This is a genomic window from Actinomycetospora rhizophila (assembly GCF_042657905.1).
Classification (GTDB): Bacteria; Actinomycetota; Actinomycetes; order Mycobacteriales; family Pseudonocardiaceae; genus Actinomycetospora; species Actinomycetospora rhizophila.
Genome location: NZ_JBHSKG010000002.1, coordinates 205,690 through 220,681, shown reverse-complemented (window position 1 = coordinate 220,681; position 14,992 = coordinate 205,690). Strand labels below are relative to the sequence as shown.

The following is a 14,992-nucleotide window of genomic DNA, read 5'->3' as shown; positions in this document are numbered from 1 at the left end:
GTGATCCGGGTAGCCCCCGAACGTGAGCGCAATGGACTCATGGCCCGCGTCACGACTTGAGTCGCACTCACTCAGGAATGAATGATCCCCGCGCGTTGCTGAGCAGATCAGTGCCGGCACCACCGCCGGCTCGAACTTCGCCAGACCCCCCTGAGGAGCTTCATGACCAGCGCCTTCGGGCCCGGTGGTCCCGGGTCCGGCCCGTTCGACGACTTCCTCGCGAGCTTCCTGGGCGGAGCGTCCCCGCGAGGCGTCCAGCGCATCGACATCACCCAGCTCATGACCGAGCCCGCGCGCCAGCTCGTCGGGGCCGCGGCCCAACAGGCCGCCGAGCGCGGCAACACCGACCTCGACGCGTGGCACCTGCTGCTCGTCGTGACGCAGGTGCCGCCGCTGCGTCAGCTCCTGTCCGGGGCCGGCGCCGACGTCGACGCGCTGCAGCGGACCGCCGACGAGCAGCTGCCCCGCGGCGAGGCGCGCACCGAGCCGCCGTCGCTGACCCCGACGGCCAAGCGCACGCTGCTCGACGCGCACCAAATTTCCCGGGCCCTCGGCTCGAGCTACATCGGCCCCGAGCACATCGTGCTCGCGCTGGCCGCGAACAACGACAGCCCGGTCGGCCGCGCGCTCGGCGCGCAGGGCGTCACCCCGCAGTCGCTGCAGCGGTCCGCCGCGTCCGGCGGCCAGCGCCCCAGCACGGGCGGTGGCCAGGGCGGCTCCGGCGGGCAGGGCAGCGAGAGCGACACCCCGACCGTCGACCAGTTCGGGGTCGACCTGACCGCCAAGGCCCGCAACGGCGAGCTCGACCCGGTCGTCGGGCGTGAGGACGAGGTCGACCAGACCATCGAGGTCCTCTCGCGCCGCACCAAGAACAACCCCGTGCTCATCGGCGAGGCGGGCGTCGGCAAGACCGCGGTCGTCGAGGGCATCGCCCAGCGCATCGTGTCCGGCGACGTCCCCGAGCAGCTCGAGGGCAAGCGCATCGTCCAGCTCGACCTGTCGGGCATGGTCGCGGGCACCCGCTACCGCGGTGACTTCGAGGAGCGGATGACCAAGCTGGTCGCCGAGGTCCGCGAGCACTCCGACGAGCTCATCGTCTTCATCGACGAGCTGCACACCATGGTCGGTGCCGGCGGCTCGTCGGAGGGCGGCATGGACGCCGGCAACATCCTCAAGCCGGCCCTGGCCCGCGGCGAGCTGCACATCGTCGGCGCGACCACGTTGGACGAGTACCGCCAGTCGATCGAGAAGGACGCCGCGCTCGAGCGCCGGTTCCAGCCGGTCCTCGTGCCCGAGCCCTCGGTCGAGGACACGGTCTCGATCCTGCACGGGCTGCGCGACCGGTACGAGGCGCACCACCAGGTGCGGTTCACCGACGAGGCGCTGACGGCGGCCGCGGAGCTCTCCGAGCGCTACGTCACCGACCGGTTCCTGCCCGACAAGGCCATCGACCTCGTCGACCAGGCCGGCGCGCGCAAGCGGCTGCAGGCCAAGGGCCCGCACACCGACTCGCGCGAGCTCGAGCGCAAGCTCGAGTCGCTGACCCGCGACAAGGACCAGGCCGTCGCCGACGAGGACTACGAGCGGGCCGGCGCCCTGCGCGACGAGATCGCGCAGACGCAGCACCAGCTCGAGCAGGCGCGCACCGACCGCCGGTCGGACCACCCGGCCGTGCTCGAGGTGACCGTCGAGGACATCGCCGAGATCGTCGCGCGCTCGACCGGCATCCCGGTCAGCCAGCTCACCGAGACCGAGCGGGACCGCCTGCTCAAGCTCGAGGAGCAGCTCCACGAGCGGGTCGTCGGCCAGGACGACGCGGTCACCGCGATCGCCGAGGCCGTCCGCCGCTCGCGCGCCGGGCTCGACGACCCGAACCGGCCGATCGGCAGCTTCCTGTTCCTCGGCCCGACCGGTGTCGGCAAGACCGAGCTGGCCAAGGCCCTGGCGGCGACGATGTTCGGCGACGAGGACCGCATGGTCCGCGTCGACATGAGCGAGTACTCCGAGCGGCACACCGTCTCGCGGCTCATCGGGTCGCCCCCCGGCTACGTCGGGTACGGCGAGGCCGGTCAGCTCACCGAGGAGATCCGCCGCCGGCCGTACTCGGTGGTCCTGCTCGACGAGATGGAGAAGGCCCACCCCGACGTCTTCAACACGCTGCTCCAGGTGCTGGACGACGGGCGGCTGACCGACTCGCAGGGCCGCACGGTCGACTTCCGGAACACGGTGCTGATCATGACCAGCAACGTGGGCTCGGAGCTGATCACCACGAACACGCAGGCCCTGGGCTTCGCGCCCTCGAGCGTGAACCCCGACCAGTCCCTGCAGGAGCGGCTGATGCCGCGGCTGCGGGAGTCGTTCCGGCCCGAGTTCCTCAACCGGATCGACGAGGTCATCGTCTTCAAGCGGCTCGACGAGGCGCAGCTGCGCCGGATCACCGACCTGATCCTCGACGAGACGCGCGAGCGCCTCGACACCCAGGACATCGGGTTCGCCATCACCGAGGCGGCCGTCGACCGCCTGGCCGAGCTGGGCTTCCAGCCCGAGTTCGGGGCCCGGCCGCTGCGCCGGACGATCCAGCGCCAGGTCGGCAACCGGCTGTCGTCGATGCTGCTCGGCGGCGAGCTGCACGGCGGCCAGACGGTCACCGTCGACGTGGCGGACGGCGAGCTCACGTTCGGGGTCGCCGAGACCCCGACCGGGGCTGCGGCGGTCGCCGCCGGCTGACCCCCGGCCCGCCCGTACTGAGCGAAGGGCACCTTCGATCGGCTAGATCGGCCGGGGGTGCCCTTCGCCAGTGGGCGCGGTTCTGAGCGAAGGGCACCTTCGATCGACTAGATCGATCGGGGGTGCCCTTCGCTCGTCTCGGGGGTACCTGTCGCGGCGAGAGCCGTTCGAGAAGGAGGACCACCCGTGAGCGCGTCCGTGGGCGACCGCATCCGCATGCACTCCAACACCACCGACGTCCCCGACCGCACGGGGACCGTGGTCGGCGTGCTCGGCGACGACGGGCCGCCCTACCGCGTCCGGTTCGACTCCGGCGAGGAGACGATCGTGACGCCCGGCCCCGACGCGACGATCGAGGCGGGCTCGGTGGGCGACAAGCTCGGCCTCGCCGCCGAGCAGGCCGGCGACAAGGCCGCCGAGGTGGCCGGCGCGGCGAAGGCGCAGGCCGAGGGCGCCGCGGGTGCCGCCGCCCGCGTCGTGTCCGATCTCGCCGACGACGTGGCCCAGCGCTTCGAACGCTGATCCGACCCCCACGCACGCCACGACCGGCGACCGCCACTCGGGCCGGGTCGCCGGTCGTGTCGCGCAGCGGTCACTGACCGCCGTGGCCCTGCCCGCTCGAGGAGGACCCGGAGCTCGAACCGCCGGAGCTGCCGGAGCTGCCGGAACTGCCGGAGCCGTTCGACGTGCCCGAGCCCGAGCCCGAGCCGCCCGAGGTGTCCGTCCCCGACTCCGGGGTGGTGCCCGTGCCGGTCGCGGCGTCCGTCCCCGCGGGCGTGGCGGACTCGTCCGCGGGCGCGGCGGGCTCGTCCGCGTCGACCGGGGTGCCGCTCTCCGGGTGCGTCACCGGCGCCGGGTGGGCCGGGTCGGCGGGCTGGTGGGGGGTGTCCGTGGCCGGGTGCCGCGGGTCGACGGTCGTGCCGCCCGGCAGGGTCACCGGCGTGCGGGTGGTCGAGCCGTTGGGGTCGGCGACGGTGCCGTCGGCGCGGGTGATCGAGCCGTCGTGGTTGACGGTCTCGCCGGGCTTCGCGTCGTAGCGGGAGGCGAAGTTGCCGTCCTTGTTCCAGACGTCGACGTGCCCGCCGGTGATCACCGTGGCGGTGCCGTCCCAGTTCCACACGACGCGGGCGTCGGCGTTGGCCGGGGTCAGCGTGCCGTCGGCGTTGATGGTGAAGCCGGGGACGGTGATGGGCCCGCCCTCCGGGGTGTTGACGGTGCCCGGCGGGATGACGATCGCGGCGCGCGGCGTCCCGTTCGCGTTCAGCACCGTGCCGTCGGCCAGGGTGATCGAGCCGTCCGGGCCGCGGTGGGCCCCGTGCGGGAGCGGGAACGCCGGTGAGCGCACCACGCCGTCCGGGCCCACGACCCGGCCGTCGGAGAGCAGGATCGAGCCGTCGTAGGTGAAGCGGCCGGTCAGGGCCGGCGCGGGCGCACCGGGCGCGCCGGGCACACCGGGCCACGGGGAGCCGCCGGCCTCGGGAGCGCCCGGCGAGCCCCCGGCGGCGGCGCCGGCGGGGCCGCCCGCCCCCGCGCCCCCACCCGGCGAGGAGCCCGACGCACCGTCGGCGCCCGACGCGCCTGACCCACCCGGTGCACCCGACTCGTCCGAGGACGCCGACGCGTCCGCCGCGCCGCCCGTCGTCTCGCTGGAGGAGGCGGGCGCGAACGCGCCGGCGATGGTCCCGTCGGGGCTGGTCGCCATGGCCACGAGGGCGCCCAGCCCGAGGCCCGTGCTCACGGCCACCACCGACGCCACGACCATCGTCGCGACCCGGCGGGCCCGCGGCGGCGGTGCCTCCCGGACCGGAGCGCTCCCGTGGCCGTACCCCGGGCCGCCCGCCACCGGGCGCTGGGGGCGGGTCTGGTCGGGGCTGGTGCGCATCGCGGGCTCCTCGGGGGGATCGGGCCGGCCACCGCGGCCGGGCTCCTCGAAGCCTCCGATCTCGCGGGGCCCGCGACGATCGCGTACTCCCTACGATCAGTGGGGGCTGTCCCTACCCCGTCCGATCCGATCACCCGTCTGCCGCTGTCGCCGTCGCGCTGACGGTCACCTAGAGTAGCCATGCCGTGAGTGATCGACCGACGCGGAAGGGACGACCGTGACCGAGCCCTGGGGACAGCCGCCGCCGCCCGGCCCGCCGCCCCCGCCGCCCCCGTTTCCGCCGCCTCCCGGGCCGCCGGTCGAGCAGCACGTCCACCACCATCACCACGAGGAGGAGGACGGCTTCCTCGAGGAGCTCCTCGACCGCGACGACCACCGCCACCGCGCCCACCGCCCCGCGCACGGCGGCGGCGACGTCCTGCGCCAGCGCGTCCGGACCCGCTACGGGCGCACGATGGACGTGGGCGACCTGCTCGCGTGGCTCGACTTCCGCGTCAACGAGCTCCACGCGGCCGTGCTCGAGGGCGAGCGGCACCCGTCGCGGGTCCCCGGGTCGCCGGTGCGGATGTCGGGGCTCGACGCGCTGCTCAACACCGACGCGACGGCGTTCCGCACGCTGACCGAGCTCGGCGCGCGGATGGACCGGATCGAGGAGAAGCTCGACCGGCTGTTGGCGACGGAGTAGCGCTCAGCCCTCGATCTCGAGCGGCTTGCGGTTCACCGACACCCCGCCCATCAGCGCGAGCCCGCTCACGCGCACCCGCGCGCCGTCGGTGGACGTCGGGGCACCGGAGCCGTCCTCGAACGCGCCCATGAACCCGAACCCGTCCTCGATCACGGTGGTGCCCGGGTCGACGGTCACGTCGATACCGCCCATGATCGCGACGGCCTGGATGGTGACCTCGACGCCCGCGGGGACGCCCCGCAGGTCGATGGTGACGCCACCCATGATCGCGATCGCGCCGATCGACAGGCCGGCCTCGTCGAGGCGGGCGTCGCGGAAGTACAGCTCGGCGCCGCCCCAGAACGCGATGACGCGGTGGGTGTGGCCCGGCGTCCAGTCGCCGCGCTTGGTCACCCCGGACAGCACGGCCACCGACGTCGTCGACGGCGGCCGGTCGAGACGGCCGACCGGGCGGCGGGCCGGCGACGCCGACGACCCCGCGGCCGACTCGACGGGCTGGAGGTCCGCGGTGAGGGGCTCGAGGTCGCGTCGGTGGATCGCGGCGTAGACGTCGCGCAGGCGCTCGTCGCCCTCGACCATCGTGAGCCGCCCGTCGGAGACGGCCTGACGGACGACCTCGGCGACCTGCTCGCGGTCAGCGTCGGAGGCCCGCATCGGCGGCGGGGCGGGCACCGCCGGGCGGTGCTCGGGCTCCGGTCCGTCCTGTGCGGGCTCGCTCATGGCCGGGAGGATAGGCCGACGCCCGGATCGGCGGCAGTGATCGCGGCGGGCAGGTCGACGGTGAAGCGGGTGTCCCCCGGCTCGCTCGCGATCCGCAGCTCGCCGCCGTGCTCGGCGACCACCGCCGAGACGATCGAGAGGCCGAGCCCTGTGCTGCCCGTGGTGCGGGCGCGCCCGGTGTCGCCGCGGGCGAAGCGCTCGGCGACGTGGGGCAGCAGGTCGGGCGGGATGCCGGGCCCGTCGTCGGCGACGTCGAGGCGCACGGCACCGTCCACCGTGTGGAGCCCGACCGTGACGCGCGTGCCGGGCGGGGTGTGGGTGCGGGCGTTGGCGAGCAGGTTGGCGACCACCTGGTGCAGCCGCTCGGGGTCGCCGACGACCTCGACCGGCTCGTCACCCAGGTCGAGCGACCAGCGGTGCTCCGGTGCGGCGGCGTGGGCGTCGGTGACGGCGTCGACGACCAGGCGGGTGAGGTCGACGGGCTCGCGGGCCAGCGGCCGCCCGGCGTCGAGGCGCGCGAGCAGCAGCAGGTCCTCCACCAGCGCGGTCATCCGCTGCGTCTGCGAGCCCATGCGCTCGAGCAGGCCCGCGACCTCGGGCGGCAGCTCGCCGGCCCGCCGCGCGGCGAGCTCGTTGTAGCCGCGGATCGCGGCGAGCGGGGTGCGCAGCTCGTGGCTGGCGTCGGCGACGAAGCGCCGCAGCCGGGTCTCGCTGTCCTGGCGGGCCGCGAGCGCGGCGCCGACGTGGCCGAGCATCCGGTTCAGCGCGGCCCCGACCTGGCCGACCTCCGAGCGCGGGTCGGCGTCGGCGTCGGGCACCCGCTCGGCGAGCTCGACCTCGCCCGACGACAGCGGCAGCTCCGAGACGCGCCGGGCCGTGGCCGACACGCGGTGCAGCGGGCGCAGAGTCCGCCGCGTGGTGAACGCGGCCGCGACGGCGGCGAGGACGACGCCGATCCCGAAGATCACCGCCTCGCGGACCACGAGCTCGCCGACGGTGTTCTCGAGCGCGTCGGTCGACAGCCCCACGACGGTGACGGTGCCGTCGTCCCCCCGCGCGGCGGCGAGGCGGAAGCTGCCCAGGCCCTCGAGCTCGAGGGTGCGCGGGGGCTGCCCGGGCGTCGTCGCGATCGCCGGGGCGACCTGCTCGGGCGCCACCGGGCGGCTCGTGCCCGGCCGCCCGAGCAGGACGGCGCGCACGATCCGGCCGTCGTCGACGGTGACCTCGAGGGTGCCGGCGGGGCGGTCGGGACCGCCGCCGACGAAGCCGCCGCCGGCGTCGGGCGGGGGCGGGCGGCGATCGGGGTCGCCCGGCGGCGGGTCGCTGCGGAAGCGGGCGACCTCGGTGACCTGGTCGTCGAGCTGGCGGTAGAGGTAGCCGCGCAGCGAGAGCGCCGCGCCCACCCCGACGACGAGGAAGACGACGGTCAGCAGCAGCACCGTGGACAGGACCAGCCGGTGCTGCAGCGAGCGCACGCGGCTCATCCCGCCGCCGGCTTGAGCACGTAGCCGGCGCCGCGGACGGTGTGGATCATCGATGGGCGCCCGGCGTCGATCTTCTTGCGCAGGTAGGAGATGTAGAGCTCGACGATGTTGGACTGGCCGCCGAAGTCGTAGTTCCACACGCGGTCGAGGATCTGGGCCTTCGACAGCACGCGGCGCGGGTTGCGCATGAGGAAGCGCAGCAGCTCGAACTCGGTCGCCGTGAGCTCGATAAGCGCACCCCCGCGGGTGACCTCGTGGCTGTCCTCGTCGAGGGTCAGGTCGCCGACGGCCAGCGTGGCGTCGCCGCGGACCGCCGTCGCCACCGCCGCGCGCCGCAGCAGCCCGCGCAGGCGGGCGACGACCTCCTCGAGGCTGAACGGCTTGGTCACGTAGTCGTCGCCGCCGGCGGTGATGCCGGCGACCCGGTCCTCGACGGCGTCGCGGGCGGTGAGGAACAGGACGGGCACGTCGGGGCTGTCGGCGCGCAGGCGGCGCAGCACCTCGAAGCCGTCGATGTCGGGGAGCATCACGTCGAGCACGACCACGTCGGGGCGGAACTCGCGGCCCTGCCGGACCGCGCCCAGCCCGTCGCCGGCGCTGCGCACGTCCCAGCCCTCGTAGCGCAGGGCCATCGAGAGCAGCTCGGCGAGGGTCGGCTCGTCGTCGACGACGAGCGCGCGCACCGGTGTGCCGTCGGGTCGGCGCAGGTCGGCACGGGTCGCGGCGTTCATGGGCGTCAGCCTCGCAGCCGCCGGTCGGGCTCCGCTGGGTGCTTCCTGTGCGTCCGCTGTGTGCGCTGCGTCGGTCCGGTCACGGAACGTCCGAACCACCGGGGAGGGGTCATCCGTTGGTGAGGGTGGGGGAACGGCTCCGACCGTCGGCGCTTCCCCGGTCCGGCCGGACGGAGGAGGCGCATGGGTGGAGCCCGGGTGTCTCGCCGGACGCTGCTCGGCGGCGCGGTCGCGCTCACCGGCGCGGCGGTCACCCTCGGGGCGCCCTGGGTGTCCGCCGCGGACGCGCCGGCGGCGATGCCGTACCCGTTCACGCTCGGGGTCGCGTCCGGTGACCCGACGCCCGACGGGATCGTGCTCTGGACCCGCCTCGCCCCCGACCCGCTCGCCCCCGACGGGCGCGGCGGGATGGGCGAGCGGCCCGTGCTCGTGGCCTGGGAGATCGCCGAGGACGAGGGGTTCGTGCGGGTCGTCGCGCGCGGCAGTGCCGTGGCGCGCCCCGAGGACGCGCACGCCGTGCACGTCGAGGTCGCCGGCCTGCGCCCGCGGGCCGACCACTGGTACCGCTTCCGCGCCGGCACCGACATCAGCCCGGTGGGCCGGACCCGCACGGCCCCGGCGCCGGGCACGCGGGTCGAGGAGTTCGCGTTCGCGGCGGCGAGCTGCCAGTGCCGCCAGGACGGCTTCTACGACGCCTGGGCCGCGATGGTGCGCGACGACCTCGACCTGGTCGTGTGGCTCGGCGACTACATCTACGAGAGCCCCGCCGCGAGCGCGATCGGGCGCGGGCACCTCCCCGCCGCCGAGGCGTCCTCGCTCGCCGACTACCGCGTGCGTCACGCCCAGTACAAGACCGACCCCGACCTGCAGGCCGCGCACGCCGCGTTCCCGTGGGCGGTGACCGTCGACGACCACGACGTCGAGAACAACTGGGCCGGGGACGTCTCGCAGGCCGACGGCGAGCCCGACGACGACCCCGCCGTGTTCCGCCGGCGGCGCGCCGACGCCTACCGCGCGTTCTGGGAGCACCTGCCGCTGCGCCGTGCCCAGCGCCCGGTCGGCCCCGACATGCTGCTGCACCGCCGCCTGGCCTTCGGCGACCTCGTCGACCTGCACCTGCTCGACACCCGCCGCTTCCGCAGCGACCAGGACCCCGCGCACCCCCGCGACCCGTCCCGCACCCTGCTCGGTGCCGGGCAGCGCGCGTGGCTGTGGGACGGCCTCGCGCGCCCGGCCGCGCGCTGGACCGTGCTCGCCCAGCAGGTGTTCTTCACCCCGCGCGACCTCGCCGCCGGCCCGGCCGTCGCGCTCGACGAGGACTCGTGGGACGACTGCGCGGCCGAGCGTGACGCCCTGCGCGACCACCTCGTCGCCGCGCGGACGCCCAACCCCGTGATCCTCACCGGCGACGTGCACGCCCACCACGCCGCCGACGTGCTCGCCGACTTCGCCGACCCGGGCTCGCGGACCGTGGCGACCGAGCTGGTGACCTCGTCGATCAGCTCCGGGGGCGACGGGGCGCCGCGGTTCGCGGGTGATGCGGCGTTGCTGGCGGAGAACCCGCACATCCGCGTGCTCGACCGCCGTCGCGGCTACGTGCGCAGCACGGTGACGCCGCGGGAGTGGCGCGCGGACTTCCAGGTCGTCGACCGCGTGTCCGTGCGCGGCGCGCCGCCGCGGACGGCGGCGACGGTCGTGGTCCCGGACGGCGGCGCCCGCGCCTGACCACGTGAGCGAACTTCGGGGCTATAGCCCCGAAGTTCGCTCACATAGCCAGAGTGACCGGGCGGCTGCCGCCCATCCAGCCGGGCAGGTGCAGCATCTTGACGCCGGGGCCGCCGGCCACGATCGGGAGGATCTCCGCGGCGCACGGGCGGCCCCCCAGCGCCGCGGCGCCGCGTTCCCGCAGCGCGGACACCAGGGCGTCGACCTCCGGGAACGTCGGTGCGAGCCGGGTCGCGACCTCGGGCGGGAGGACGACGGCCTGGGTCATCTCGCCGCCCCGGCCGAGGTCGCCCGCGGCGCGGACGGCGCCGGCGAGTGCGTCGGCGAGCGCCTCGAGGACCGCGTCCGGGTCCGGGTAGTCGTCGCGCGGCAGGACCTCGGCGGTGCCGCCGATCGGCAGCACGGTGACGGCGTCGACCGGGGTCGTCCAGGGACCGTCGGGGTCCGCCGCGAGGCAGCACGTGTAGCGGGCGGGCTGGGCGGTGGTCGCCATCGTCGTCTCCCCCGCCCGCACGCCGCCCGCCGTGGCCAGGGTCAGCGCCAGCGCGCGGCCGACCGCGCCGTTGGTGTGCGGGCCGGGACCGAGCATCCCGGTGCGGTGGGTGAGGCCGATCCGGGCGCCGACCGGTCCGGACACGACCACCGCGACCGCCGCCGTCCCGGTCGTCGTCGCGACCCCGAGCAGGTTGAGCTCCGGCGCGAGGCACGCCGTCGCCGCGGCGAGCACGACGGGCAGCGCGGCCGCCGGTGCCCCCGCGATGACGCAGCAGGTCGCGACGAGCCGCGGCGTCAGCGACCCGAACAGCGGCGGCACGAGACCGAGCACGGCGTCCGGGTCGTCGACGCCCTCGAGCGCGGCCGCCACCCGCGACGGGGTCGGCGGCACCACCGGCAGCCCGTCGCCGATCCCCTCGGCGAGCAGCGCCGCGGTCGCCGCGACGACGTCGGTGCCCTCGGGAACGATCACGGCACCGCGCGGGACACCAGCGCCGTCCCGCCGAACGACGGGATCCACGCCGAGTGCTTGCCGGCCCCGCCCGCGACGGCGATGTGCAGGTTCTCCGGGTCGTCGCTGACGGTGTAGTGGTCGCCGTCGGGCTCGACGCCCCATTCGACGAACTGCCGCCGGTTGCCCTCCGAGACCTTCTCCACCGGGATCCGCGCGTGCGCCCAGAGGTGCGCGCGGATCGACGCCGGCGTCCAGCCGTCGCGGTGCAGCGTCGCGGCGTGCTCCGGGCCGAGCAGCAGCAGGTGCGGGCCGCGCACGTAGACGTTGTTCGATCCCGGCTGCGCCATCGTCCCGGCGACGGTCAGCAGGATCTCCGCGCCGGTGGTGCTGCCGTGGTCGTTGACGTTGTGCGGCGGCTCGGCGGCCATCACCGACACGACGCTCTCGTCGGCGGCGAACCCCCGCTGCACCGCCAGCGACGCGAACGGCGAGTCGGCCTCCGCGAAGCAGAACGTGTACTTGGCCGGCGATCCCTGCGTCGAGCGGTCGAGCACGCCCGGCCGTGCACCGCCGACGTGCAGCAGCACCAGCGAGAGCGCCCGCCCGATCACCGCGTTGGCGCGCGTGCCCTGGCCCAGGCAGTTGCCGCCCGAGTTGAGCCCCAGCGTCTCGCGCACCGGGCCCGAGACCAGCACCATCGGCGCGCACGGGTGCGTCGTCGCGAGCGAGCCGTGCAGGTTGTAGGCCTCGTCCTGCACCGCGGCGAGCGCGGCGAGCAGCACCGGCAGGTCCGCCGGGCGGCACCCCGCCATCACCGCGTTCGCCGCGACCGAGCGCGGCGTCGGCGTGACCCCGCGCGGCGGGAGGGGGCCGAGGTCGACGGGCGGCGCGCCCGCCAGCATCGCCGCCACCCGCTCCTCGGTCGGCGGGATCGTCGGCAGCCCGTCGCCCCAGCCGCGCTCCTCGCAGGCCGCCATCCAGGCCCAGGCGTCGTCGACGTCGGGCAGGTCCAGAACATCGCTCACGTCAGCTCCCCCATCGACCGCAGCTCCGCGACCACCCCGGCGTAGGCGGCCTCCTCGCGTCCCGCGAACTCCGCCGGCGACAGCCCGCCGATCGGGTGGTCGATCACGACGAGGCGCGGGTCGGCGCGGCGGGCCTTCGCCTGGGCGGTCACCAGCGGCAGGAACGACGAGGTGACGACGAGGACCGAGCGCACGCCGCGGCGCTCGAGCTCGAGCGAGTCGTGGAGACTCCACGACGAGCACGAGCCTCAATCGCCGATGGCGACGACGGCGAGGCGGTACTGCGCGGCGAGGTGGTCGAGCAGCTCCGGGTCCGCGCCGACCGCCGCGCTCGGCTTCGCCTCCAGCCCGTTGGGCCCGATCCCGTGGTCGTCGGCGAGACGCCGGCCGATGGCCGCGAGCAGGTCGTGGGCGCCGGGCTTGGAGTTCGACAGCCCGCACAGGGCGCCGGCGGGGGTGCCCGCCGCGGCCGCCACCGCGACCGGCTCCGACGGCGACGTCCCCGACGTCGGGTCGACGATGCGCATCAGGCCTCCTCGAGGTGGGTGACAACGGCGAGCCCCGCGCGCAGCCCGTCAGCGGCGGCGGTCAGCAGGGTCCGGTCGGCGCCGGTGACGTCGCCGGCCGGGAACACCGGGGCGTCGCCGGGCAGGCCGTCGAGCAGCTCGGCCCGCGGGTCGGCGTGGGTGTAGACGAAGATCCCCGACGCGTCGAGCACCTCGCCGTCGGCGAGCCGGACGGCGCCGAGCGTCCCCTCCCCCTCGAGCGCCGCCACCGTCGCGGTCCGCCGGTCGACGGCCTCGCCCAGGCGACGCCGGAGCGACGCCGGCCAGGCCGGCGCGGCGCTGACCAGCGTCACCCGCTTCGCGATCCCGGCGAGCTCGAGCGCCTCGCGCGCCGTCCACTCGTCGTCGCCGACGACCACGACCTCGCGCCCGGCGTGCAGCGGCCCGTCGCAGGTTGCGCAGTGCGAGAGCCCGCGGCCCTCCCAGGCCTCGGCGCCGGGGACGTCGAGGCGACCCGGCCGCCGCCCGGTGGCGACGACGACGGCGCGCGCGGTCACCGGCCCCTCCGCTCCCTCGACGGTGAGCGGGTCGGTGCGCAGGCCCGTGACCTCGCCGTAGGCGATCTCCACGCCGCGGTCCACGACGTCGGTGAGCAGCGCGCCCATGAGGTCCGGGCCGGTGGTCGCCTCCCCCGGCCAGTCGGCCAGCGCGCCGAGGTTGATGAGCTGCCCGCCCGGCGCGAGCGCGTCGTGGGCGACGACGCGCAGGTCGCGCTCGGCGCAGGCGCGGGCCGCGGTGAGCCCGGCGATCCCGGCCCCCACGACCACGACGTCCCAGTCGGTGCTCACGTGACCTCCTCGATCCGCCGGCTCACCGGCACACCCTGCACGTGGTTCTGCACGAAGCCGCGGGACTGGTTGCGGCTCGCGTTGCCCGCCAGCACGATCCCGATGTCCCCGGCACGCGGCACCATCGGCACCAGCCGGTCGGGGTCGGTGCCGGCGTAGCGCCCGTCGAGCTCGCCGGCGGCGACGGCGGCGTCGAGGTCGAAGCTCGTCGAGCCGACGTTCCAGGCGCAGGCCTGCAGCTGGCGCACCGGCACCCGCATGTGCTCGGCGAGGTGGCCGCGCAGCGCGTCCTTGTCGACGCCGAACCCCGCGAGCGCCGTCGCCACCGCCGGTCCGAGCACGAGCAGCGGGTGGAACGCGCCGAACTCCAGCCCCGTGTAGGCCCAGGGGCCGATGGCGTTGCCGAAGATCGTCGTCAGCGCCTCGAGGTGGTCGGCCGCGGTCTCGCCGCCCGAGTAGATCGGCGCGCTCACCGCGACGACGCTCTGCACGGTGACGACGCTGTCGGCGTCGTCGAAGCCGCGGTCGGCCCGGAACGACGGCCAGCCGAGGGACCGCACGGCGGCGTCGTCCTCGGCCAGCGCGACGTGCCAGGTCGAGGCGATCGCGCCCTGGTCGGTCTGCCCGGGTGGGATGCGCAGCCCGGCGACGTTGCGCAGGTAGAGGCGCAGGAAGCGCCCGACCGCGGTGTTCGCGCGCCGTCCCACCCGCAGCGCGCCCGTGCCGCTGTGGAAGCCGAGCCGCTCCACCACCGGCCCGGACAGCACGACCAGGGGCTCCCACCCCGGCGTCGAGCCCGCGTCCTGCACCCGGAAGACCGGGTCGGCGGCGCACTCGACGATCGCCAGCAGCACGGGGAGGTCCGGCGGGCGGCAGCCCGCCATCACCCCGTTGACCGCGACGCTGCGCACCGTCGCCTGCCGCTGGTCGGGGGCGAGCACGCCGAGGACCTCGTCGGGATCGCGGCGGGTGTGGTCGAGGAACGCCGCGACCCGCTCCGGGGTGGGCGGCACGATCGGCAGGCCGTCGGTCCACCCGCGGGCCTCGAACAGGTCGGTGATCGCGTCCAGGTCGCCGCGCGCGACGACGTCGGTGGGGCCGTGCTCGGCCTCGTCCTCGACGTCGTCGACAGCCGCAGACCCCGCCACCAGCGCGTCCACCACCGCCGGCGCGACGGTGTCCCGCATCTTCGACCGGAACACCTCGGTCGGGTCGGTGAGGATCACGCCGGGGTAGCTGACGATCGGGACGTGCCCGACGCCCAGCGAGCGCCCGACGGCCCGCCCCATGCCCTCGAACCCCGCGCCGCCGATCGCGACCGCCGGCACCCCGGCGCGCTCGGCGGTGGCCGCTGCCCGCATCACGGCAGGCATGCAGGAGCCTCAAGCACCGACCGCGGCGACCACGAGGTCGACACGGTGAGTGCGCAGGAGCTCCGGCAGGGCCTCGAGGACGCGACGCTCCTCGGCGGCCGAGGCGTGGAAGTTGCCGAACTCCTCCCACCCGACGAACCCGACCTCGCCGTGCCGCTCGCGGGCGACCTCGGAGATCACGTCGAACATCTCCGGGCCGCGGAAGAGCTCGTCCCACAGGTAGGCCACGCGCCGGCCCGCCAGCGACGACGGGCGCTCGTGCTCGGCGACGTCGCCTACGACGCGCGGACCCAGCGGCCCCAGGACCTCGTAGCGAGGCTCGCTCACGGTGCTCCCC

Annotated in this window: 13 protein-coding genes; 4 read left to right on the top strand and 9 right to left on the bottom strand. The window is 75.6% G+C overall.

What is annotated here, in order from left to right; genetic code table 11:
- Positions 1 to 162 precede the first annotated feature (162 nt).
- Together ACFPK1_RS04905 and ACFPK1_RS04900 are read left to right on the top strand one after the other, a co-directional pair.
- Complete coding sequence (locus tag ACFPK1_RS04905) at positions 163 to 2,727, top strand: ATP-dependent Clp protease ATP-binding subunit (RefSeq protein WP_378019787.1); 2,565 nt, start codon at positions 163 to 165, stop codon at positions 2,725 to 2,727.
- A gap of 186 nt (positions 2,728 to 2,913) precedes the next feature.
- Positions 2,914 to 3,249, top strand: a complete 336-nt coding sequence (locus ACFPK1_RS04900) for a DUF1918 domain-containing protein (RefSeq protein ID WP_378019786.1) — start codon at positions 2,914 to 2,916, stop codon at positions 3,247 to 3,249.
- Positions 3,250 to 3,319: 70 nt separating this feature from the next.
- Here the strand turns inward: ACFPK1_RS04900 and ACFPK1_RS04895 are convergent, their stop codons facing one another.
- Positions 3,320 to 4,609, bottom strand: coding sequence for a hypothetical protein (locus ACFPK1_RS04895; RefSeq protein ID WP_378019785.1), 1,290 nt, complete (start codon positions 4,607 to 4,609; stop codon positions 3,320 to 3,322).
- Between the two features lie 217 nt (positions 4,610 to 4,826).
- Here ACFPK1_RS04895 and ACFPK1_RS04890 point away from each other — a divergent pair, with 217 nt between their 5' ends.
- A complete protein-coding gene (locus ACFPK1_RS04890; RefSeq protein ID WP_378019784.1) occupies positions 4,827 to 5,294 on the top strand; it encodes a hypothetical protein in 468 nt (155 codons plus the stop codon).
- A gap of 3 nt (positions 5,295 to 5,297) precedes the next feature.
- Here the strand turns inward: ACFPK1_RS04890 and ACFPK1_RS04885 are convergent, their stop codons facing one another.
- The 3 genes from ACFPK1_RS04885 to ACFPK1_RS04875 are packed head-to-tail and all read right to left on the bottom strand — an operon-like array spanning position 5,298 to position 8,229.
- Positions 5,298 to 6,014, bottom strand: a complete 717-nt coding sequence (locus tag ACFPK1_RS04885; protein WP_378019783.1) for a DUF1707 SHOCT-like domain-containing protein — start codon at positions 6,012 to 6,014, stop codon at positions 5,298 to 5,300.
- Positions 6,011 to 7,489 (bottom strand): sensor histidine kinase, encoded by a 1,479-nt coding sequence (locus ACFPK1_RS04880; RefSeq protein WP_465252219.1) that lies wholly within the window; start codon positions 7,487 to 7,489, stop codon positions 6,011 to 6,013. Before ACFPK1_RS04880 ends, ACFPK1_RS04885 begins: the two co-directional genes overlap by 4 nt.
- A gap of 5 nt (positions 7,490 to 7,494) precedes the next feature.
- A complete protein-coding gene (locus tag ACFPK1_RS04875; RefSeq protein ID WP_378019781.1) occupies positions 7,495 to 8,229 on the bottom strand; it encodes a response regulator transcription factor in 735 nt (244 codons plus the stop codon).
- A gap of 183 nt (positions 8,230 to 8,412) precedes the next feature.
- Between ACFPK1_RS04875 and ACFPK1_RS04870 the strand changes: the two genes are divergently transcribed.
- Positions 8,413 to 9,954, top strand: coding sequence for an alkaline phosphatase D family protein (locus tag ACFPK1_RS04870; protein WP_378019780.1), 1,542 nt, complete (start codon positions 8,413 to 8,415; stop codon positions 9,952 to 9,954).
- A 40-nt stretch (positions 9,955 to 9,994) separates the two neighbouring features.
- Here the strand turns inward: ACFPK1_RS04870 and ACFPK1_RS04865 are convergent, their stop codons facing one another.
- From ACFPK1_RS04865 to ACFPK1_RS04840, 5 genes are read right to left on the bottom strand one after another with little or no spacing between them, the layout of a single operon-like run.
- Positions 9,995 to 10,921 (bottom strand): hypothetical protein, encoded by a 927-nt coding sequence (locus tag ACFPK1_RS04865; protein WP_378019779.1) that lies wholly within the window; start codon positions 10,919 to 10,921, stop codon positions 9,995 to 9,997.
- Entirely contained in the window at positions 10,918 to 11,928 is a 1,011-nt protein-coding gene (locus ACFPK1_RS04860) for a hypothetical protein (protein WP_378019778.1), read from the bottom strand. The genes ACFPK1_RS04865 and ACFPK1_RS04860 overlap by 4 nt, the downstream gene beginning before the upstream one ends.
- Complete coding sequence (locus ACFPK1_RS33060; protein WP_465252218.1) at positions 11,925 to 12,455, bottom strand: UGSC family (seleno)protein; 531 nt, start codon at positions 12,453 to 12,455, stop codon at positions 11,925 to 11,927. Before ACFPK1_RS33060 ends, ACFPK1_RS04860 begins: the two co-directional genes overlap by 4 nt.
- Entirely contained in the window at positions 12,455 to 13,282 is an 828-nt protein-coding gene (locus ACFPK1_RS04845) for an NAD(P)/FAD-dependent oxidoreductase (protein ID WP_378019775.1), read from the bottom strand. The genes ACFPK1_RS33060 and ACFPK1_RS04845 overlap by 1 nt, the downstream gene beginning before the upstream one ends.
- Positions 13,279 to 14,982, bottom strand: a complete 1,704-nt coding sequence (locus tag ACFPK1_RS04840) for a UGSC family (seleno)protein (protein WP_465252217.1) — start codon at positions 14,980 to 14,982, stop codon at positions 13,279 to 13,281. Before ACFPK1_RS04840 ends, ACFPK1_RS04845 begins: the two co-directional genes overlap by 4 nt.
- Positions 14,983 to 14,992: the final 10 nt, after the last annotated feature.

Excerpts from the sequence above, each read along its gene's own strand:
- ACFPK1_RS04905 (WP_378019787.1), top strand. The coding sequence starts at position 163 with ATGACCAGCGCCTTCGGGCCCGGTGGTCCCGGGTCCGGCCCGTTCGAC.
- ACFPK1_RS04895 (WP_378019785.1), bottom strand. The coding sequence starts at position 4,609 with ATGCGCACCAGCCCCGACCAGACCCGCCCCCAGCGCCCGGTGGCGGGC.
- ACFPK1_RS04875 (WP_378019781.1), bottom strand. The coding sequence starts at position 8,229 with ATGAACGCCGCGACCCGTGCCGACCTGCGCCGACCCGACGGCACACCG.
- ACFPK1_RS04885 (WP_378019783.1), bottom strand. The coding sequence starts at position 6,014 with ATGAGCGAGCCCGCACAGGACGGACCGGAGCCCGAGCACCGCCCGGCG.
- ACFPK1_RS04870 (WP_378019780.1), top strand. The coding sequence starts at position 8,413 with ATGGGTGGAGCCCGGGTGTCTCGCCGGACGCTGCTCGGCGGCGCGGTC.